Here is an 18,657-nt window from a genome sequence, read left to right as displayed (position 1 = left end):
GACATGTTCAACGGCCTATTTCGCGAGAACGAACGCGGCAACACTTGACGCATTTCGTTTCGATTGGCGTGTTGACAAGGCATCTCGCTTGATGACATTGTGCGCGCGTTTTTGCTTTTTGAATACAAACGACTGACATCGAAACGTCAAATTCTGACGAATTTTCGATAGCAAGGGTCTATTGCTGCGGCAGGCGCAACAGCGCTTTTTGATCGTCTAGACCGTTGCGTCGTCGTTGGGGACGTCGTTCACATGCGTTGTGTCGCTCCAGCCCACGAGGATGAAGCCTTCGGGAGTCCAAAGGAGCCGGTTGATGGAGGCGTTGCCCAGCAGCCAGGTACGGGGTGCCTGCAAGCCCTGCCGGGTCGCAGCACGATAGAGAACGTCCATCACGCCGCCGTGCGCGACCAGCACGACCAATTCGCCGGGATGGCGAGCGGCGAGCTCGGCCGCCACTGCAGTGATGCGATCACGAAACACCAGCAGGCTTTCACCACCCTCGGGGGTGAAGGCGGGGTCCCGCTCTCGCCACAGCCGCGCCTGATCGGGCAAGTTTTGCTCGATCTCCGCAAAACTCATACCTTCGAAACATCCGAAAGCGCGCTCTCGCAGCCGAGGCTCCGGCCTTACCTGGAGCCCGAGTGGTCGCGCAATCTCGAGCGCCGTGTTCCAGGCGCGCGCCAAGTCGCTGGCGTAGATCACGTCGATGGCTTCGTCGGCCAGCGCCTGTCCGACGCGACGGGCCTGCCATTCGCCTGTGGCGTTGAGGCCGATGTCGAGTTGCCCCTGAATGCGTGTGCCGACGTTCCATGCGGTTTCGCCATGGCGCACGGCAATGAGTCGCGTGGCCTCTTTCATCCGGAACGATCTAGGGCCGGGCCGGGGCGTTGGCGCCGGGCAAGGCGATGTCTACGCGCCGCTCGCCAGCGGGCGGGTTCGGAAAGCCCTGCAGAGCGGCTTCGAACATGACTGAAAGTATGGCCGCGCTCCGGTTGTAAGGCCCGTCGTTGCTTGCGTGTGTCTCGTAGACCACCTGGCCCGAAGCAAGTTCGCGCAGCACGATGCTGACTTCCCTGCCATACCAGGAGTTCGCCATCTCCGGGAACGCCGTACCGTAGAATCCCCGGTAACCGTAGTCGAGGCCTGCGCCGAACCCTCGTCCTCCATAGGCGCCGTAGAGCAACGGGTCGGCAAACGGCGAGAGCAACGCGTCCACGCGTGCGTCGATCTGCGCGCTGTAGCGCGGCTTCGCATCGTCGCGCCGGAAACCGACATTGCCCAGCGCGGCGCTCGCCATTGACTCGAGCGATTGCTGAGCCGCCTCGTTCGACTGCTGCGACGGAAGCCGCTCGAAACGGTAGGTGGCATCGGCCGTTGCCGGTGCAGCTGACAGCCTCGAAAAACTGCGGACATCGCTGTCGACCACCCAATTGGTGGCACAACCAGACAGCGCGACCAGCATGAAAAGGGCTGCAGGGGCCAGCAGAGCGCGCCTGAGTCGTCTCACCCGGCTCATGTCTGAATTTCCACGCCTCAAACCTGCACGATTCGCAAAGCCGATTGCGCCAACGACCCCGGCCGCATGGGCAACGCCGGCAAGCTCGGCGCCAGCGCATAGAAGTTCGGCGCGTCGAACGCCTTGTCGCCTTCGTCGTCCGCGACGCCCGTCGCCTTCAATCCCTTGAAATCGTGACGCGTGCCGTCAAGCAAATGCGACGGCACCACGTTCTGCAGCGCGGTGAACATGTTTTCGACACGGCCGGGATGCTTCTTGTCCCAATCGCGCAGCATCTCGCCGACTTGCTTGCGCTTCAGGTTTTCCTGGCTGCCGCACAGCGTGCACGGAATGATCGGAAGTTCTCGGTGCTGCGCCCAGCGCACCAGATCTTTTTCAGCCACGTAGGCCAGCGGCCGAATGACGATGTGGCGGCCGTCGTCGCTCACTAGCTTAGGCGGCATGCTCTTGAGCTTGCCGGCAAAGAACATGTTGAGGAAGAAGGTCTGAAGCATGTCGTCGCGGTGATGCCCCAACGCGACCTTGGTGGCGCCCAGTGCATCGGCCACGCGATACAGGATGCCGCGCCGCAGCCGGCTGCACAGGCCGCAGGTCGTTTTGCCTTCGGGGATGACACGCTTGACGATGCTGTACGTGTCTTGGTTCTCGATATGAAAGGCCACGCCGAGTTCGCTCAGGTACTTGGGCAGCACTTCTTCAGGAAAACCCGGTTGCTTCTGGTCGAGGTTGACGGCGATCAAGTCGAAATGGATCGGCGCGCGGGCTTTCAGCTTCAGCAGGATGTCGAGCATCGCGTAGCTGTCCTTGCCACCCGACACGCACACCATGACCTTGTCGCCTTCTTCGATCATGTTGTAGTCGACTATGGCGCGGCCGACTTCGCGACACAGGCGCTTTTCAAGCTTGTGCGTCTCGCGCTCGATCTTGAGGTTGGCCGATGGCGCGACCTCGTCCGTCCAGACGGCGCTCATGCGTTTTCCGCCATGCTCATTTGCTCCTGAAGACTTCGACGCCCACCGCTTCACAGTCGGGATAGACATCGGGTTTGGCGCTCGACACGCGTGCCGCGTGCACCTTCGGATGCGCCAATATGGCCGCCAATAGGTCGTCGCACAGCGTCTCCTGCAAATGAATATGCCCCTGAGACAGCCGCGCTGCCACGGTGCGGCGAATGAAGTCGTAGTCGACAACTTCGTCCAACTCGTCGGCTTTGGGCGTCGAAATTTCCAATGGCACATACAGGTCGACGTTGATGATCACCCGCTGCTCGGCCTTCTTTTCGAACTCGTGCACGCCAATGTTGATCCAGACCTCGTAGTTCTTCAAAAAGACGCGTCGGCAGGAGAGCAGCAGGGGATCGAGAGCGGCAGTGGTCATGGCGGGGAAGCTTTCAGCAAATCGTCGACGACGAACATGATGTCGCGTTCCAGCGGCACCAGATGCTGGCCGTTGTCGACGCACAGGGTGGTGCCGGTCACGCTCGGCGTGCCGGCCAGAAAAACGCAGGTGCGCGCCACGTCGGCGGGGTCGATAGGCCGACGCATGAGGTTGGCGCGCGCAGCCCGCGCGAAGTTGGTTTCGTCTTGCGGACCGCTGGTGAACAGAATGCCCGGCGCCACGCCGCACACGCGCACGGCGGGCGCCAGCGCCTGCGCCTGCAGCGACACGGCGCGCTCGAGCGCCAGCTTCGACACGGTGTAGGAGAAGTAGTCGGGGTTCAGGTTGAACACCTTCTGGTCGAGGATGTGGACCACCGACCGATCGGTGCCATCGGCTGGCTGCCGCGCCAGCAGCCGCGCGAAAGACATCGGCGCGATGAGGTTCACGCCGAGTTGCCTGAGCGCGGCGTCCGGCTTGAAATCCAGCGCGGTGTCAGGCTCGAAAGCAGAAGCGTTGTTGACGATGCATGCTAGCGGCGTGTCAGCCGAAATGCGTTCGACCAGCGCCATGCGCGCGTCTTCGTCGTTGATGTCCGCTTCGATGGCGGTGGCGGCAAAGCCTTCATCGCGCAGACTCGCACACAGGGTTTCGGCAGCGTCGCGCGAGGCGCGGTAGTGGCACCACACCTGCCATCCGGCCCGCGCGAAGGCTTCGCAGATGGTCGCGCCGAGCCGTCGCCCACCGCCCGTGACGAGCACGCCGCGTGGTCTTGCTGAAGGGGTCGAAGCGACCATGTCGGCCATCCTGATAAATTTCTCGAATGAATTTGGAACGCGGCGCCGTGCGCGCCGACCCGTCGACCCGGATTATCGATGCCGCGCTGGAGCGCGGCGGTGGCTGGCTGCCCTTCGACCGCTTCATGGCCATGGCCTTGTACGCACCGGGGTTGGGCTACTACGCGAACAGCTCCACCAAGTTCGGACAGATGCCGTCGTCGGGCAGCGATTTCGTCACCGCGCCAGAACTGACGCCGATGTTCGGCCGCACTTTGGCCGCACAGGTGGCCCAAGCCCTGGACAAGACCGGTACCGACACGGTGTGGGAGTTCGGCGCTGGCTCCGGCGCGCTAGCGGGGCAGTTGCTGGATGCGCTCGCGGCGCTTGGCACCAAGGTTGCGCGCTATCGCATCGTCGACCTCTCCGGCACCTTGCGGGCGCGGCAGCAACTGGCGCTGGCAGCGCATGGCGACCGGGTCGAATGGCTCGCTGAGTTACCGGAGACGATGCAAGGCGTGGTCGTCGGCAACGAGGTGCTCGACGCGATGCCGGTGCAACTGCTGGCACGCGTGGGCGGCGCGTGGTTCGAGCGCGGTGTCGTCAAGGCGCCGGACGCCGACGGATGGTCGTGGCAAGACCGGCCGACCGAGCTGCGGCCTCCCGTCGAGGTAACTGGCGACCACGACTACCTCACCGAGATCCACCCCCAAGCCGAGGCTTTCATGGCCACGTTGGCCGACCGGCTGACGCAGGGCGCGGCGTTCTTTATCGACTACGGTTTTCCCGAGGCCGAGTACTACCACCCGCAACGCCACATGGGCACAGTGATGTGCCACCGCGCGCACATGGCGGACGGCGATCCGCTGTCGGATGTCGGGCTGAAGGACATCACTGCGCACGTCAACTTCACCGGCATCGCGCTGGCTGGCCAGAACGCCGGGCTCGAAGTGCTCGGCTACTGCAGCCAAGCGAGGTTTCTTTTGAATTGCGGGCTGCTGACGCACATGGAGCAGGGCACGCCGGCGCAGCGCGCGATGGCGGCCCATCTGGTGCACGAGCACGAAATGGGTGAGCTCTTCAAGGTCATCGGCTTTGCAGTCGGCGCGCCGTGGGATGCGATGGGTTTCGCGGAGGGCGACCGCACGCATACGCTGTGAGCGCGGTTCAGTGCTGCCGCAGCTTGCGCAGTTCGTCTCGTAAGAAGTCGCCCGATTCGCGCATCGCCGCGCCGCCGGCCAGCTTCACCTTGTAGGCGACCTTGGTCATCTCGGAGCGGGTGGCGCAGCGCTCGATGAAGTCTTCGGCGGTGACGATTTCTGACTTGAAGTGGTCGTACTTGCTGCGCATGTGCGAGGCGGCATCGGTCGCGTTGTACTCACTGCCGTTGCGCACGAAAACCATGTCGGTGGTCTTCTCGACGCGCTGGATCAAGGTCTGGATGACTTTGTCTTCGCTTGGCGACGGCGTGGCACTGGCGACGGCCGCGAGGCCTGTCCACAGGGCCAGTACGCAATAGACGCTTCGAACAAAGATGCGCAACATCGATTTCTTTCGTGAGCCGGAATGGCTCATCGTTTGTTTGGGAATGGTAGGCGTCGCTCGTCGGCGCTGTCAATCGACGGCCGGTCGGGTTTAATCTGGCGACTGCTTTCAATCAAGCATTTTTCAGACCACCGACGGACGTCCCGAATTGAGCTTCCCCGCCAACGAGCCCCACGATCCACGCGATCCGCTGGCCATCGCCCACGCGCTGGCCGATGCTGCAGCTGCCCACTCGATGCGCTGGTTTCGGATCTCGCTCGACATCATCACCAAGGTCGACGACAGCCCCGTGACGCTGGCCGATCGCGCTGCCGAAACCGCCATGCGCGAAATCCTCGGCGAGCGCTGTCCCGCCGATGGCATCTACGGCGAGGAGCACGGGCCCGAGCGTCTCGACGCCGACCGCATCTGGGTGCTCGACCCGATCGACGGCACACGCAGCTTCATTACCGGCTCACCGCTGTGGGGCACGCTCGTCGGCTTGCTGCAAGGCGGCCGCGTCGTCTTCGGCATGGTCGATATGCCGGTGCTCGGGGAGCGCTGGATCGGCCAGGCCGGCAGGGGTGCGCAGCGCAATGGCGAGACGGTCGAGGTCAGCAGCTGCAGGGCGATCGACAAGGCCCGCATCGTGACGACGTCGCCGGACATCTTCAACGCCGCCGACTGGCAGGCGTTCGACCGATTGAGCCGGCAGTGCGCCATGCGTCGCTTCGGCGGCGACTGCTACGGCTATGCGCAGTTGGCCGGCGGCACCATCGACCTGGTGGTGGAAACCGGCTTGCAGCCCTACGACTATCTCGGGCCGACCGGGCTGATAGAAGCCGCCGGTGGCGTCGTCACCGACTGGCTCGGCCAGCCCCTCGGCCTCGCGTCAGACGGTCGCGTCATCGCCGCCGCCACGCCTGAATTGCACCGCGCCGCGCTCGGCATCCTGAACGCTCGAAGCCCCGCATGATCCGTTGGCTGATCGTCGTCGTGCCGGCGCTGGTGCTGATGAGCGGGCTCACGCAGTGGCTGCGCAAGTTCGGCTTCGGCCGCTTGCCGGGCGATTTCGAATTCCGTGCGCTTGGACGTGAGTGGCAATTGCCGATCGCCAGCACGGTGTTGCTCAGCATGATCGCGGCACTCATCGCGCGCTGGATTTGAGTCCGACCTTTGAACATAACCAAGCGATAACCAAGGATCACGACCCGATGAGAGCCTGCGTCGACATCGGCGGCACCAAGGTGGCCGTCAGTCTTTCTCCTTCCGCTGATGTGCCGTTGCTCGGCCGTCGCAGCGAACCCACAGCCCGGACCGGCAACAACGACGCACTCGCGCTGCAAGTCATGCGGCTGATCGATGCGGTCTGTGCAGAGCAGGGCGTCGACCCGGCGTCGGTCAGCCGTGTCGGCGTGTCGACGACCGGCCCTTTCGAACTGCGCGACGGCAAGGTGGAAGTCGCCTCGCCCAACATTTGCGGCGGCATCGCTGGCCCATCAGGCGGCTTGCCCAATCAATGGATGACGGCGTTGCTCGAAGCGCCGCTGGCCCAGCGCTTTGCCTATGTGCGCGTGGAGAACGATGCCGTGTCCGCCCTCGAAGCCGAGCGCCAGTGGGGCGCGCTCAAAGGCATCGACGACTGCGCCTACGTCACCTGGAGCACCGGTATCGGCGTCGGCTTGTGCGTTGGCGGGCGGGTACTGCGCGGCAAGAACGGCAACGCCGGCCACGCCGGCCACAGCTTCGTGGTCGACGACGCCAGCGGCGCGCTGTGCGGCTGCGGCAACGTCGGCGATGTCGAGGCGCTGATCGGCGGCAACTCGATGGCGCGGCGCTTTCAACAATCGCCGGCCGACCTGTTCGCCGCTGCGGCCGCTGGCGAGACACATGCGCTACACATCGTCGATGCGCAGTGTCGCGTGATGGGCCGCATGCTCTACAACTTGATTGCAACGCTCGATCTGCAGCGCATCAGCCTGGGCGGCAGCGTGTTCTGGAACCACCGCGACTTCCTGCTGCCACGCCTGCAGTCGGAGATCGCCGGCAAGCTGGTGCCGCTGACGCGCGGAGTCGAACTCGTGCCGGCGGGGCTGGGCGACAAGGTCGGGGATTACGGCGCGCTGGCGCTGCTGGACTGATCTATCTAGAAAATCGGGAGCCACCAAGGAGGGGAGGCAGGCCTCAGGTGGTGCGTTTGCGCGTCAGGATGCGCGGCAGTTGCCGAAGTCGCAGCGCACCGCCAGGGTCTGCCCGCTGTTCCAGGCCAACGTATAGCGCTCAAAGCCAGGGCCCTTTTCCACCAACGTCGCAAGCGGCATGGCGGCGCAACTGCGGGCCTTGGCAAGCTTTTCGGCGTTGTAAGTGTCGACGCCCGTGCGACGGAATGTCAGCGCGGGGTTCGGAGCCGGCGGGCGCCAAGTCACGGTAACGGAAGGATCTGCGTTCTCATAGCCGCGGCGGGCCATGTCGGTTGGCGCAGGTGATCGGGCCCAAGCGCGCGTGATCTGGGTCGAAGCTCAGCCCTTGCCAGTCGCCTCGTTCAACGCCGCCAGAAAACTACGCCGCCACCAATGGATGTCCTGCTCGCGAATGCGTGCCAGCAACTTCTGGTGCCGCTGCCGACGCTCTTCCAGCGGCATGTGCAGCGCCTGCTGCACCGTCTCTGCCGTGCCGTGCGTGTCGTACGGGTTGACCAGCAGCGCTTCCTTCAGCTGTTCTGCCGCCCCGGCAAAACGTGACAGCACCAGCACGCCGGGATCTGCGGGGTCTTGCGCTGCCACATATTCCTTGGCGACCAGGTTCATGCCGTCGCGCAACGGCGTGACCAGCCCGACGGCCGCTGCGCGGCACAGCCCCGGCACGCGCTTGCGTGCCACCATTCGGTGGATGTAGCGCACCGGCATCCAGTCGAGCTCGCCGTAGTCGCCGTTGATGGCGCCGCACAGCGATTCGAGCTCGCGCCGGATGTCCGCGTAAGCGTCGACGCTCTCTCGTGTGGGTGAGGCGATCTGGATCAGCGTCGCGCTGCGGCGGTTCTCCGGGTAGTTGGCGAGCAGCTCCCGAAAGCTCCTCACCCGCTGTGGAATGCCTTTGGAGTAATCGAGCCGGTCGATGCCGAGCAAGAGGCGACGGCTCGAGTACTCGCGCTTCATCGTCTCGTACATCTCGCGGCCTTCTTTCGCATGCGTCAGCGCTGCGAACTCGTCCACGTCGATCCCGATGGGGAAGGCGCTGCAGCGCACCGTCTGCCCGAAAGCGCGGTACATGTCGTCGCCCAGCGCCTCGCCGTGCGCTTCGCCGATGACATAGCGCTCGAAGTGCTGGACGTCCTGGTGGGTTTGCAACCCGATCAGATCGAAAGCGAAGAGCGACCGCACGAGCCACTCGTGCTGCGGGATGGCCGCCATGATCTCTTGCGGAGGCAGCGGAATGTGCAGGAAGAAGCCCATGCGCTGCTTGCATCCCATGGCGCGCAGTTCAGCCGCGAGCGGAATCAGGTGGTAGTCGTGAATCCAGATGATGTCGTCCGGCTTCAACATCGGCATGACTTTGCGTGCGAACAGCTGGTTGACGCGCCGGTACCCTCCGATGAAGCCGGCGTCGAAGTGCGCCAGGTCGAGCCGGTAATGGAACACCGGCCACAGCACATCGTTGCTGTAGCCGAGGTAGTAGCTATCGTGATCCTCGCGGCTGAGATCGATCATCGCGAGCGTGACCGGGCCGGCCTGCTGCTTGTGCACTTCGCCTTCGCCGGCCGTGCCGCCTTCGACGATGTGGCCGCTCCAGCCGAACCAGAGTCCGCCGGTCTGTTGCAACGATTCGCCGAGTGCGACCGCGAGGCCGCCGGCAGCCGGTTTCCGTGGGTCGGCCACGCGATTGGAAATGACGACGAGGCGACCCATCAGCTGGCGTTCTTTCTTGGCTCGGCCAGCAGGTCGCGCGCCTGCACCAGCCATTCGTACACGGCGCGTGGCGAATCGAGTCGATGCAGCGCCTGGCTCGGGCCCGATCCCACCTTGATGGCGACACCGCCGAGCGGCTGCACGATGGCAAAGCCGGTCTCGTCCGTCGTATCGTCGCCGGCGAAGACGGGCACGCGACCCACAAACGGCGCCTCCCGCATGAAAGCGGTGATGGCAGTGCCCTTGTTGACGCCGGCTGGCTTCACCTCGAAGACGAATTTGCCGTGCAGCAGTTCGAATTGGGGCTGCCCATTGATAGCGCGCGCCATCGCATCGCGGCATACCGCTTCGAGCTGCGGCGCCATGCGGTAGTGCAGAGCGACCGCGGCATGTTTGCGTTCGACCAGCAGGCGTTCATGAACCCGCGCCAGTTCGTTGGCGGATTCGAGAATCAACGTGAGATCGGGCGCGCGCTGCTCGTCGATATGGCCTTCGGCGCTGCGGCGCTGCACGCCATGCTCGCCAGCCGCTGGCAATCGCAGTGGCGCAAGAAAGCGGTCGAGTACATCGATCTGTCGACCCGACACCACCGCCAGCGCGCCGCCGAGCAAGCCGTGCAGGTCGTGCAGCAACGGCACCAGCGCAGGCGGCACTTCGACCGCTTCGGGCGTGTCGGCGATGGCCACGAGCGTGCCGTCGAAATCGAGAAAGAGGGCGGCGTCGGGGGTAAGGCGAGGGGGTAACTGCATCGCCCGTCACCTTAGCAGCAGCAAGGCTGCGGGCGCGTCGGTCAATGCCGCAAATCCCGAGCAGGCTCCCACGGCAGACGGTGACCGTGCTCAATCGACCGATGCGAGCGCTTCGCCGACGGCGACGATTCGTGCGCGGGCGATGGCCTCACCAATCTTCGGGCCGGTGGCACCTGCCGCCTGCGCCTCTCGGGCGACGACGTCTGTTGCCACGCCCAGCGCGACGGCGAGGGCGTGATTCAGCCGGTCGCGCGGCGAATAGGGCCGCTCTTCGAGTCCCAGCCGGCCGCGTGCATCGCACTCGCACGCCAGCAGGACCTGGTCGAAGCGGCCCGGCTTGCGAAAGGCATCGCAGCGCTCCAGCAGCCGCACGACCGCTGCCGCGTTCAGTTCACCGCTGCGGTGAATGTTGCCGTGCTCACGCGCCACCACATCGGCCAGCTCGCGCAGTTCGACCGGCACGCGCCAGCGGTCGCACACGGCCCGCAGCAATTTGGCGCTGCGCTGTTCGTGGCCGATGTGGCGCGGCAGCACGTCGACCGCTGTCGTGCCTTTGCCGAGGTCGTGCGTGAGGCAGGCAAAGCGCACGGCCAGCGGTGCCTCGAGCCGCGCGCTCATGTCGAGCACCATCATCAAGTGAACGCCGGTATCGACTTCAGGATGGTGTGCGACGGGTTGCGGCACGCCCCACAGGCGATCGACTTCAGGCAGCAGCACGGCGAGCGCGCCGCACTCGCGAAGCACCTCGAACATGCGCGAAGGCGTGCGCGCCATCAGGCCGCGCGCCAGCTCTTGCCAGACCCGTTCGGGCACCAGCGCGTCGACCTCGCCAGCGGAGACCATCTCGCACATCAAGGCCATCGTCTCGGGCGCGATGGTGAAGTCTGAGAAGCGGGCAGCGAAACGGGCCACGCGGAGGATGCGCACCGGGTCTTCGCGGAACGCGTCGGTCACGTGCCGCAGCACCTTGTCGTGCAGGTCGCGCTGGCCGTTGAAGGGGTCGACGAGCGCCTCGATGCGGAGATCGGCAAGGTGTGCCGCGTCGGCTTGCCCGGCGGCAAGTGCGATCGCGTTGATCGTCAAATCGCGGCGCGCGAGATCCTGTTCGAGCGTGACGTCGGGCGAGGCGTGTATGACGAAGCCGCGGTAGCCCGGCGCGCTCTTGCGCTCGGTGCGGGCCAATGCGTACTCCTCGTGCGTTTCGGGGTGCAGAAACACCGGGAAGTCACGGCCAACCGGGATGTAGCGCAACCCCGACATCTCTTCGGGCGTGCTGCCCACGACCAGCCAGTCGCGGTCGCCGCCGGGCCGGCCAAGCAGAGCATCGCGGATCGCACCGCCGACGAGATAAGTTTGCATCCTGCGAGTTTAGGCAGGCGCTCGCGCCCTCAGCACTCCCTCAGCGCGCAGTACGGTAGGGCTCTTCGAAAGCGAGGAAGTCTTCTTCCACGAGCGCGTCGTCGATCCATGCTTTGACGCCTGGCAGCGCTTGCACGTGCTCGATGTAGTCGGTGACCGATTCGGGCACCGGCAGGCCGTAAGTCTTGATGCGCGAGCCGATCGGCGCGAAGTACGCGTCGGCGATAGTGAAGTGGCCGAACAACATGGGGCCGCCGTGGCGTTCGAGCAGGCCGGTCCACATCTGCACGATGCGGTCGAGGTCGCCCTTGACGGTCGGCTCGTCGCGGATGAGCCTTGCGCCGACTTCGGGCAGCGAGGCCTCGATGTTCATGACGCAATGGCCGCGCAGTCCGCCAAAGCCCGAGTGCATTTCGGCGCAGATGCTGCGAGCCCGCGCGCGGTCGTTGGCGAGCCGTGGCCACAGCGCCTTTTCGGGGAAGGTTTCGGCCAGGTATTCGGCGATGGCCAGCGTGTCCCACACCACCAGTTCGCCGTCGACCAGCATCGGCACGCGGGCTGCAGGATTGAGCGCGCCAATGGCGTTCTTGAAATGCGATCCGCGGTCGAATGAATCGAAGCGGACCATGACCTCGTCGAACGGAATGCCGGCCTGCTTCATCAGGACCCAGGGCCGCATCGACCAGGACGAGTAGTTCTTGTTGCCGACGTAGAGTTTGCGCATAAAGCCTTCAGTGGTCATCGATTCAGGGCAGGTCCTTGACGGGCTCCGGCACACGTTCGTCGCGCGGTCCGATGATGCCCAGCCGCGCTTTCAAAGACTGCGGCTGACCGGTCAACAACGCGGCGTAATTCGTGGTGTTGGCCAGCACCTTCTTCACGTAGTCGCGCGTCTCGGTGAAGGGCACGTTCTCGGCCCAGATGGCGGCGTCCATGGTCGGTCCGTTGCGCCAGCTGCGCGGCCGGCCGGGGCCTGCGTTGTAGGCCGCCGCGGCCAGTGCCATCGAGCCGCTGAAGTCATCGAGCGCGAGCTTCAGGTAGTTGGTGCCGATGGTGATGTTGGTGTCGCGGTCGTTGAGCTGGCCGGGCGTGAAGCCGGCCATGCCGATCTTGTTCGCCGTCCACTTGGCGGTGGCCGGCATCACCTGCATCAGGCCCGAGGCGCCGACGCCCGATCGCGCGTCCATGATGAAGCGGCTCTCTTGCCGGATCAGACCGTAAACGTAAGCCGGGTCGAGGCCGATCTCCTGGCTCTTGCGTATCACGGTGTCATGAAACGGCATCGGAAAACGTTGGTCCACATCGATCACGCCCTTGGTGCGCTCGCTGGTGTTGATGCAGCGGTCCCACACCTCGCGTTGGCAGGCCAGGTCTGCGGCTGCGAGCAGCGCGCGGTCGTCCATGCCGCCTTTGTCGTGCAGGTTGGTCGCGTAATTCCACTCGCGGGTGCCTTCGGGGCGAAGGCCCATTGCGATGGCATAGAGCGCGCGGTTCAACGCGGGGTTGGCGCGGGCCGCGGCTTTTTCTTCGGGCGTGAGCGGCGATGGACGGGTCGGCACTGCAGCGCGTTGGCCGAGCTCTTCGAGCGCCAGCAGTTCGTAAAAGCCACGCGTGCCTGCAATGGTGTTGTAGAGCATGCTGGCCTGGGCCTTGTTCTGCTCGCCCCCCAGGGCAGTAAGCGCACGGGCTTTCCAATAGACCCAGGTCGGATCAAGCTGCGCTTCTTCGCTCATCGCATTGACCGCGACCTGCACGTCTTTCCATTGCGCGTTGCGAAGCGCTGCGCGCACCTTCCATCCGAGCATGTCGTCGGAGAGGTCGCTGTTCTTCGTCACGTTTGCAAAGTAGCTGTTCGCCAGCGGCGAAAGCTTGCTGGCAGCTTGCCGGCCGATAGCGCCCCACAGCCAGTTGCGCTCTTCGGGCGACAACATCGGCCCCCATTTGCTGTCGAGTTGCGCCGCGGCCATTTCCGGGTCGGCGATGGCAGTCTTGATGAGCGCCAACACCACCAGTTCCTTGCGCGACTTGGCGGCGACGAAGGCGCGTCCGATGAGGAACTTGGGCGCGCTGGCATTCAGCTCGTCGAACAGCGGCACCGCGTCGGGCGCCACCAGATTGACGGCGTTGCGCGCGGCCTGCGGGCGATTGGCTTCGATCGAGAGCCGAGCTTTCTTCCAGGCGTCGTTCGGCGACATCAAGCGCGCCGAGATCATGCGGTCGGCAGCGGTGAGGCAACCATCGTCGGCGTCGCGCTGGGCCAGCCAGCTCCTGCGAACCAGGTCCGCTTGCTCTTGCGTCGGCGCACCGGTCCGGGCCAGGCTCGACAGGATGGCATAGCAGCGCACTTGCGCGTCGTCGCCCATTCGGTAGGAGGGATGCATGCCGGCGACGCCGTCCCAGTCGCGACGTTGCCCGAGCACCAGCAGCCAGTCATTGCGCAACCGGTCTTCTTGATAAGTGCCTGCGTAGCGAGTCAGAAAGTCTTGCACCTCGAGCGGGCTGGCCTCTTGGAGGCGCGCCTTGAGTTCCCAATAAGCGGCCCACGGTTCGAGCGCGCTGCCGCGGGCTTGCGGCAGCAAGGCGGTGAGGCGGCCCTTGTCTCCACGTTGAAACGCCTGCTTCATTTGCAGCATGACGTCGTCGTTGCCGGTTTGGGCGCAAGCCGGTTGCAACACGGCAGCGAGTGCGAGCACAACGGCCGAACCTGCGACAGAAATCGCGACGGAAGAAGAGGAACGCGGGCGCAAGCGTAGGGGTGCCAAAATGCTTCGAAACTGCATAGCGAGATTATGGACAAAGCACACGATGGAAACGCCGGAGAAAACCGGTCGGAAACGGCTGCATTTCTCAAAGCGCAATTGCGCGCAGCCTTGATCGAACAACGTCTGGCCTTGCCCAATAGGCTACAGCGCGCCGATCTTTTGCAGCGCGTGATGCGCATCTGGCTGGTCGGAAGGCCCGACACCGTCATCGGCGCCTACTGGCCGATCAAGGGTGAGTTCGATCCGTTGCCGGCACTGCATCGCTGGAAAGAAGACGGCGAACTGCTCGATGAACCGCATCGCCGCCGCATCGGCCTGCCGGTGGTCGACCGTGTGCACAAGACGCTGACTTTTCACTCGTGGTACCCGGGCTGCCCGATGGAAAACGATGCTTACGACATCCCTAAGCCGAAAGACACGGAGATGATCGTGCCGACGCTGCTCTTCGTGCCCTGCCTCGGCTACAGCGCGGGCGGCTATCGGCTGGGTTACGGTGGTGGCTTCTACGACCGCACGCTGGCGACGCTGCAACCGCGGCCGTTCACGGTGGGACTCGGCTTCACGCAAGGTTTCCTGGACGACCTGGAGCCCGAGGCCCATGACATGCCGCTCGATGCCATCCTGAACGATAACGGCGTGGTCTGGCCAGTCGGCTGAAGCCGAATCGAAAGCCCCGTCGACGCTCTAATCGATGTAGTCGACGGTATCCGGGTCAGGCGCTTCACCGATGACACCGCGCGTCGTGGAGGCCTGCAGCTCCAGCCACTCGCAAAACGCCTTGATCTCCGGACGCATTGCATTGCGCGGCCCGACGATCAGCCAGTAGGCCATCGGTGAATCCATGCGGTGTTGCGGCAGCACCTCGACGAGATCGCCGTTGGCCAGACTTTCGGAAATGAGCGAGCTGCGCGCCAGCACCAGCCCCTGGCCGGTCAGCGCGGCTTGCACCATCTGGTAGGCGTAGTTGAAGTAGAGCCAGCGCTTGGGTTGCGCGCGGCCGAGCCCGTGTACTTCGAACCAGCGGCGCCAGGTCAGCCATTCCAGGTGCGTGCGGTGCGCATCGCCAGCTTCGATCAGCGCAAAGCGCGCGATGTCAGCCGGCGTCTTGATGGGCGCTCCGCTCTTGATGAGCCAGGGGCTGGCGACCGGTGTCAGCGTTTCGCCGAAAAGCCGTATCGATCCTGCGGGCATGTGGGCGCCCGTGCCATAGCGCAATGCCATGTCGACGTCGGCCACTTCGAGATCGACGGCCGTGTCGCTGGCGTCGATGCGGATGTCGATATCAGGATGGTCGCGCTGAAAAGCTTCGAGCCGGGGGATAAGCCACATCGAGGCGAACGAGGCGAAAGTGGTGAGCGACACGCTTTTGCGTCCCGCGCTTTGCCGGATCTGCCGCACCGCGCCGTCGATGCGCGGCAACGATTGCTGCACCGACAGCAGCAGCTGCGCGCCGGCACTCGTCAGCTCGACGGCGCGTGTATGGCGCAGGAAAAGACTCACCCCCACTTCTTCTTCGAGCGCCTGAATTTGCCGGCTCACAGCGGATTGCGTCAGCGCCATCTCTTCGGCGGCGGCACGAAAGTTGAGGTGCCGCGCCACGGCTTCGAAGGCGCGCAGATTACCTGCCGAAATCGGCCGGGAGCGCAGATGAGTCTGGGAATGCTGCATATCGATTGATGCGAAAACGGAATCAATAGGCTACCGCGTTTTCATTGGACCGCCAACGGAGCAAAGGAGATCATTCATTCCCGAATCGCGCTATTGATGTCAAGGCGCTTCGGTAACACCGTTCAGGAGAACACCATGGCAGCCGCTTACACCACGTCTTCGCTTTCGCCTCTGTCGCTGCCGGTTCGGGCCGCCACGGTTCCGCCGGCGGTGCGCCGCGGCGCCTGGCAGCTCCCGGTCGGTCAGGCGGCCAGTCTCAAGGCAGCGAGCACCAGCGTGTTGCGCGTGCGGCAAGGCCGGGTCTGGGTCACACGCGACGCAACCGACAAGTGGGGCAGCGAGGACGTCGTGCTGGCACCCGGCGAGTCGATGACGGTCGAAGCGGGTCAGCGCATAGTGATGGAGCCATGGGACGGCTTCGGCGCAACTTACACGTGGGACGCTGCAACGACGCTGGCGGGTTGAGCCAACGTCGATGCCGTCCACGGCGATGGTCGAGTCATTCGAGATTGCCTACCTGGCGGCGAGGTCGCGCAGATCGGTTTGATAAGCCCGCAGCCGTTGCACGGCCTTTTGGCGCTGCTCTGGCCGCGTGGCGTTGTGTAGCGTGGCGACGTACCGGCAGCCTTCTTCCAGCATGCCTTGCTGATAGTCGCGCCATGCACCGGGCCGAGGCTCGGCGATGCGGTGCACGTAGGCCTGGATCACCGGTTGTGCGTCTGCGGCCGAGGTTCGCTCGGCGTTGAACCTGCGCAGCAACACGAGCGCTTCCTGCTGGCGTTTGCGGCGCTCGGCATCGACCCGCTTCGCATCGAACATCGACTGCGCGGTGAGGCGGTTCAAAAGGTCGCGTTGGTCGTTGTCCAGGCGGCCGTAGAAATCCTCGTTCTGTTCCAGAAACTTGTCGTAGCGCTTTTCCTGCTGCTGCGCAGGTGTGCGCTCGACCCAGTCTTTCACGTACTCGGCGTCGTTCTTCGCGTACTTGCGCGCCAGGGTTTGCAACTGAGCCTCGCTCAGCGTGACGGCGAGCGCCGCGCCCGGCGCTTCCGCCCGTTCGGCTGCTGCTACTAGACGCGTTCGGACATCGGCCACCAGTTCGCACGCCTGCGCCGACGTGATGTCGTTGGGCGCCAGTGCCTCCGCTTTTTGCAGCACGGCGACGATCTTGGGCAACTCGGTTTCCCGATGCCAGGCGAGCAACGCCGTGAGGTCGTCCTTTGACTTGGGTGTCTGGGCCCCGCTGAAGTCGACATAGCCATCGAGCCACCAGTAGGCGACCTCGGGCAGGTTGTTGTAGGCGAGCTTGATGGCGCTGCAGCCGGTGAGCACGGCGCCGAACGCCAGCGCCGCGATAATTCCGCTCATCCGGGTGCAACGCATTCGGTAAAAAAGACGCATGAATCAGATTCCGCAACAAGAGATCGACGAGCCGGTCGACGTCGTCGTAATGGCGGCCGGCCGCGGCACACGCATGAAGAGCAGTTTGCCCAAAGTGTTGCACCGTCTGGGTGGGCGCGCGCTGCTCTCGCATGTCATCCAGACGGCCGCGCAAATCGGCGCTCGCAACGTGGTGGTGGTCACAGGCCATGGCGCGGCCGAAGTGGAGCAGGCCATCGGCAGCAGCAACGCCGCGGTGCCGCTCCAGTTCGTGCGGCAGGTGCCGCAGCTCGGTACCGGACACGCCGTGCAGCAGGCGATGCCCGTGTTGCCCGACGACGGCACGGTGCTGGTGCTCTCCGGAGACGTGCCGCTGATCGGCGCCGATACGCTGCGCGCATTGCTCGAAACCAGCGCCGGCCGTCGGCTCGCCTTGCTGACGATCGAGTTCGATGACCCGACCGGCTATGGCCGCATCGTGCGCGATATCGATGGCGAGTCGGTGCAGGCGATCGTCGAACACAAGGACGCCGACGAAGAGCAACGCGCCATTCGGGAGGTTTACAGCGGCGTCATGGCCGTACCGGCCCGCCTGTTGAAAGACTGGCTCGCACGGCTGGACAACCGCAACGCGCAGGGCGAGTTCTACTTGACCGATATCGTGAAGCTGGCAGCCATCGACGGTGTGCCGGTGCTGGCGAAACTGACGACCGATGCCTTGCAGGTGGCCGGCGTCAACAGTCCGACGCAGTTGGCTGCGCTAGAGCGGGCCTGGCAATTGCGGCAGGCGTCGACCCTGATGGAAGCCGGCGTGCGGCTGGCCGACCCGGCGCGCTTCGATTTGCGCGGCACGCTGTTCTGCGAGGCCGATGTGGAGATCGACGTCAACTGCGTGTTCGAAGGTGCGGTCTCGCTGGGCGCGGGGGTGCGCGTCGGCGCCAATTGCGTGATCGCCAATGCGCGCATCGACACGGGCGCGGTGATTCATCCCTTCACGCACATCGACGGCGAGAAGATGGGCGTGACGGTGGGCGCCGGCGCGCTGGTCGGACCTTTCGCGCGCCTGCGCCCCGGCGCACGGCTTGGGGCAGACGTGCACATCGGCAATTTCGTCGAGGTCAAGAACTCGACGCTGGCGGCGGGTGCCAAGGCGAATCACCTGGCCTACCTCGGCGATGCGACCGTCGGCGAGCGCGTCAATTTCGGCGCGGGCAGCATCACCGCCAACTACGACGGCGCTAACAAGCACCGGACCATCATCGGCGACGACGTGCACATCGGTAGCAACTGCGTGCTGGTCGCACCCATCACCATTGCTGCGGGCGGCACGGTGGGCGGCGGCTCGACGGTGACGAAATCGACGGAGCCGAATGTGCTGACCGTGTCGCGCGGACGGCAGGTGAGCTTCGGTGACTGGACGCGTCCCAAGAAAGCGCCGAAAGCCTGAGGCTCGGCGCAGTCAGGACAGCGGCACCTTCGGCTCGAACTTGGCGCGCTTCAGGCTGAAGAACGCCTTCACGTTGCGCACGTTGGCGTCGGCAGAAAAGAGACGCTGCGCCAGCGCAAGGTAGCCGGGCATGTCGCGCGCCGCGACGATCAGGACGAAATCCGGCCCCGGCGACACGCGATAGCACTGCTGAACCG

22 protein-coding genes are annotated in these 18,657 nt (G+C 64.8%); 7 read left to right on the top strand and 15 right to left on the bottom strand.

Features of this window, described 5'->3' with window-relative positions:
- Positions 1 to 216 precede the first annotated feature (216 nt).
- The 5 genes from QN397_RS02770 to QN397_RS02750 all read right to left on the bottom strand — a co-directional run bounded on the left by QN397_RS02770 (position 217) and on the right by QN397_RS02750 (position 3,690).
- The gene (locus QN397_RS02770) at positions 217 to 858 is read right to left on the bottom strand and encodes a histidine phosphatase family protein (protein ID WP_323500011.1); all 642 of its coding nucleotides are present in this window, start codon (positions 856 to 858) and stop codon (positions 217 to 219) included.
- A gap of 10 nt (positions 859 to 868) precedes the next feature.
- A complete protein-coding gene (locus tag QN397_RS02765) occupies positions 869 to 1,462 on the bottom strand; it encodes a DUF4136 domain-containing protein (RefSeq protein ID WP_323500010.1) in 594 nt (197 codons plus the stop codon).
- 71 nt (positions 1,463 to 1,533) lie between these two features.
- The gene (gene ttcA / locus QN397_RS02760) at positions 1,534 to 2,487 is read right to left on the bottom strand and encodes a tRNA 2-thiocytidine(32) synthetase TtcA (RefSeq protein ID WP_323500009.1); all 954 of its coding nucleotides are present in this window, start codon (positions 2,485 to 2,487) and stop codon (positions 1,534 to 1,536) included.
- A 16-nt stretch (positions 2,488 to 2,503) separates the two neighbouring features.
- Positions 2,504 to 2,893 (bottom strand): dihydroneopterin aldolase, encoded by a 390-nt coding sequence (locus QN397_RS02755; protein ID WP_323494818.1) that lies wholly within the window; start codon positions 2,891 to 2,893, stop codon positions 2,504 to 2,506.
- The gene (locus QN397_RS02750; RefSeq protein ID WP_323500008.1) at positions 2,890 to 3,690 is read right to left on the bottom strand and encodes an SDR family oxidoreductase; all 801 of its coding nucleotides are present in this window, start codon (positions 3,688 to 3,690) and stop codon (positions 2,890 to 2,892) included. The genes QN397_RS02755 and QN397_RS02750 overlap by 4 nt, the downstream gene beginning before the upstream one ends.
- A gap of 125 nt (positions 3,691 to 3,815) precedes the next feature.
- On the opposite strand from QN397_RS02750, the gene QN397_RS02745 reads away from it, so the two are divergent.
- Complete coding sequence (locus QN397_RS02745) at positions 3,816 to 4,829, top strand: class I SAM-dependent methyltransferase (RefSeq protein WP_323500151.1); 1,014 nt, start codon at positions 3,816 to 3,818, stop codon at positions 4,827 to 4,829.
- 7 nt (positions 4,830 to 4,836) lie between these two features.
- Here QN397_RS02745 and QN397_RS02740 read toward each other — a convergent pair whose 3' ends face one another.
- Positions 4,837 to 5,214: a DUF5329 family protein gene (locus tag QN397_RS02740; protein WP_323500007.1), complete on the bottom strand. Its 378-nt coding sequence runs from the start codon at positions 5,212 to 5,214 to the stop codon at positions 4,837 to 4,839.
- Between the two features lie 148 nt (positions 5,215 to 5,362).
- On the opposite strand from QN397_RS02740, the gene hisN reads away from it, so the two are divergent.
- Genes hisN through QN397_RS02725 form a run of 3 tightly spaced genes read left to right on the top strand, consistent with a single transcriptional unit; the run spans position 5,363 to position 7,334 of the window.
- Positions 5,363 to 6,169 carry a histidinol-phosphatase gene (gene hisN, locus QN397_RS02735; RefSeq protein WP_323500006.1) on the top strand — a complete coding sequence of 269 codons (807 nt, stop codon included), beginning with the start codon at positions 5,363 to 5,365 and terminating at the stop codon, positions 6,167 to 6,169.
- The gene (locus QN397_RS02730; RefSeq protein WP_323500005.1) at positions 6,166 to 6,360 is read left to right on the top strand and encodes a DUF2905 domain-containing protein; all 195 of its coding nucleotides are present in this window, start codon (positions 6,166 to 6,168) and stop codon (positions 6,358 to 6,360) included. The genes hisN and QN397_RS02730 overlap by 4 nt, the downstream gene beginning before the upstream one ends.
- A gap of 47 nt (positions 6,361 to 6,407) precedes the next feature.
- Complete coding sequence (locus QN397_RS02725) at positions 6,408 to 7,334, top strand: ROK family protein (protein WP_187054409.1); 927 nt, start codon at positions 6,408 to 6,410, stop codon at positions 7,332 to 7,334.
- A gap of 63 nt (positions 7,335 to 7,397) precedes the next feature.
- Here QN397_RS02725 and QN397_RS02720 read toward each other — a convergent pair whose 3' ends face one another.
- The 6 genes from QN397_RS02720 to QN397_RS02695 form a co-directional block, all read right to left on the bottom strand.
- A complete protein-coding gene (locus QN397_RS02720; RefSeq protein ID WP_323500004.1) occupies positions 7,398 to 7,661 on the bottom strand; it encodes a hypothetical protein in 264 nt (87 codons plus the stop codon).
- Between the two features lie 51 nt (positions 7,662 to 7,712).
- On the bottom strand, positions 7,713 to 9,098 hold the full coding sequence (otsA, locus tag QN397_RS02715) for an alpha,alpha-trehalose-phosphate synthase (UDP-forming) (protein ID WP_187054411.1): 1,386 nt from the start codon (positions 9,096 to 9,098) through the stop codon (positions 7,713 to 7,715).
- Complete coding sequence (gene otsB / locus QN397_RS02710; protein WP_323500003.1) at positions 9,098 to 9,847, bottom strand: trehalose-phosphatase; 750 nt, start codon at positions 9,845 to 9,847, stop codon at positions 9,098 to 9,100. Before otsB ends, otsA begins: the two co-directional genes overlap by 1 nt.
- Positions 9,848 to 9,937: 90 nt before the next feature.
- Complete coding sequence (locus QN397_RS02705) at positions 9,938 to 11,206, bottom strand: multifunctional CCA addition/repair protein (protein WP_323500002.1); 1,269 nt, start codon at positions 11,204 to 11,206, stop codon at positions 9,938 to 9,940.
- Positions 11,207 to 11,246: 40 nt separating this feature from the next.
- Complete coding sequence (locus QN397_RS02700) at positions 11,247 to 11,930, bottom strand: glutathione S-transferase family protein (protein WP_323500001.1); 684 nt, start codon at positions 11,928 to 11,930, stop codon at positions 11,247 to 11,249.
- 22 nt (positions 11,931 to 11,952) lie between these two features.
- Positions 11,953 to 13,986: a lytic transglycosylase domain-containing protein gene (locus tag QN397_RS02695; protein ID WP_323500000.1), complete on the bottom strand. Its 2,034-nt coding sequence runs from the start codon at positions 13,984 to 13,986 to the stop codon at positions 11,953 to 11,955.
- Between the two features lie 9 nt (positions 13,987 to 13,995).
- On the opposite strand from QN397_RS02695, the gene QN397_RS02690 reads away from it, so the two are divergent.
- Positions 13,996 to 14,625 (top strand): 5-formyltetrahydrofolate cyclo-ligase, encoded by a 630-nt coding sequence (locus tag QN397_RS02690; protein WP_323499999.1) that lies wholly within the window; start codon positions 13,996 to 13,998, stop codon positions 14,623 to 14,625.
- A 27-nt stretch (positions 14,626 to 14,652) separates the two neighbouring features.
- On the opposite strand, the gene QN397_RS02685 is transcribed toward QN397_RS02690, so the two are convergent.
- Entirely contained in the window at positions 14,653 to 15,636 is a 984-nt protein-coding gene (locus tag QN397_RS02685; protein ID WP_323499998.1) for a LysR substrate-binding domain-containing protein, read from the bottom strand.
- 135 nt (positions 15,637 to 15,771) lie between these two features.
- Between QN397_RS02685 and QN397_RS02680 the strand changes: the two genes are divergently transcribed.
- Entirely contained in the window at positions 15,772 to 16,101 is a 330-nt protein-coding gene (locus tag QN397_RS02680; protein ID WP_323499997.1) for a DUF2917 domain-containing protein, read from the top strand.
- Positions 16,102 to 16,149: 48 nt separating this feature from the next.
- Here QN397_RS02680 and QN397_RS02675 read toward each other — a convergent pair whose 3' ends face one another.
- Positions 16,150 to 17,001: a DUF6279 family lipoprotein gene (locus QN397_RS02675; protein ID WP_323499996.1), complete on the bottom strand. Its 852-nt coding sequence runs from the start codon at positions 16,999 to 17,001 to the stop codon at positions 16,150 to 16,152.
- Positions 17,002 to 17,032: 31 nt separating this feature from the next.
- On the opposite strand from QN397_RS02675, the gene glmU reads away from it, so the two are divergent.
- Positions 17,033 to 18,460 (top strand): bifunctional UDP-N-acetylglucosamine diphosphorylase/glucosamine-1-phosphate N-acetyltransferase GlmU, encoded by a 1,428-nt coding sequence (gene glmU, locus QN397_RS02670; RefSeq protein ID WP_323499995.1) that lies wholly within the window; start codon positions 17,033 to 17,035, stop codon positions 18,458 to 18,460.
- A gap of 12 nt (positions 18,461 to 18,472) precedes the next feature.
- Here glmU and QN397_RS02665 read toward each other — a convergent pair.
- Positions 18,473 to 18,657, bottom strand: a 185-nt coding sequence (locus tag QN397_RS02665) for an Lrp/AsnC ligand binding domain-containing protein (protein ID WP_323499994.1), incomplete at its 5' end; no start/stop codon positions are given.

It is taken from the genome of Variovorax sp. RTB1 (genome assembly GCF_035018765.1).
Lineage (GTDB): Bacteria > Pseudomonadota > Gammaproteobacteria > Burkholderiales > Burkholderiaceae_C > Variovorax.
The sequence above is the reverse complement of the archived record's forward strand: the minus strand, read 5'-3'. Positions and strand labels throughout refer to the sequence as shown.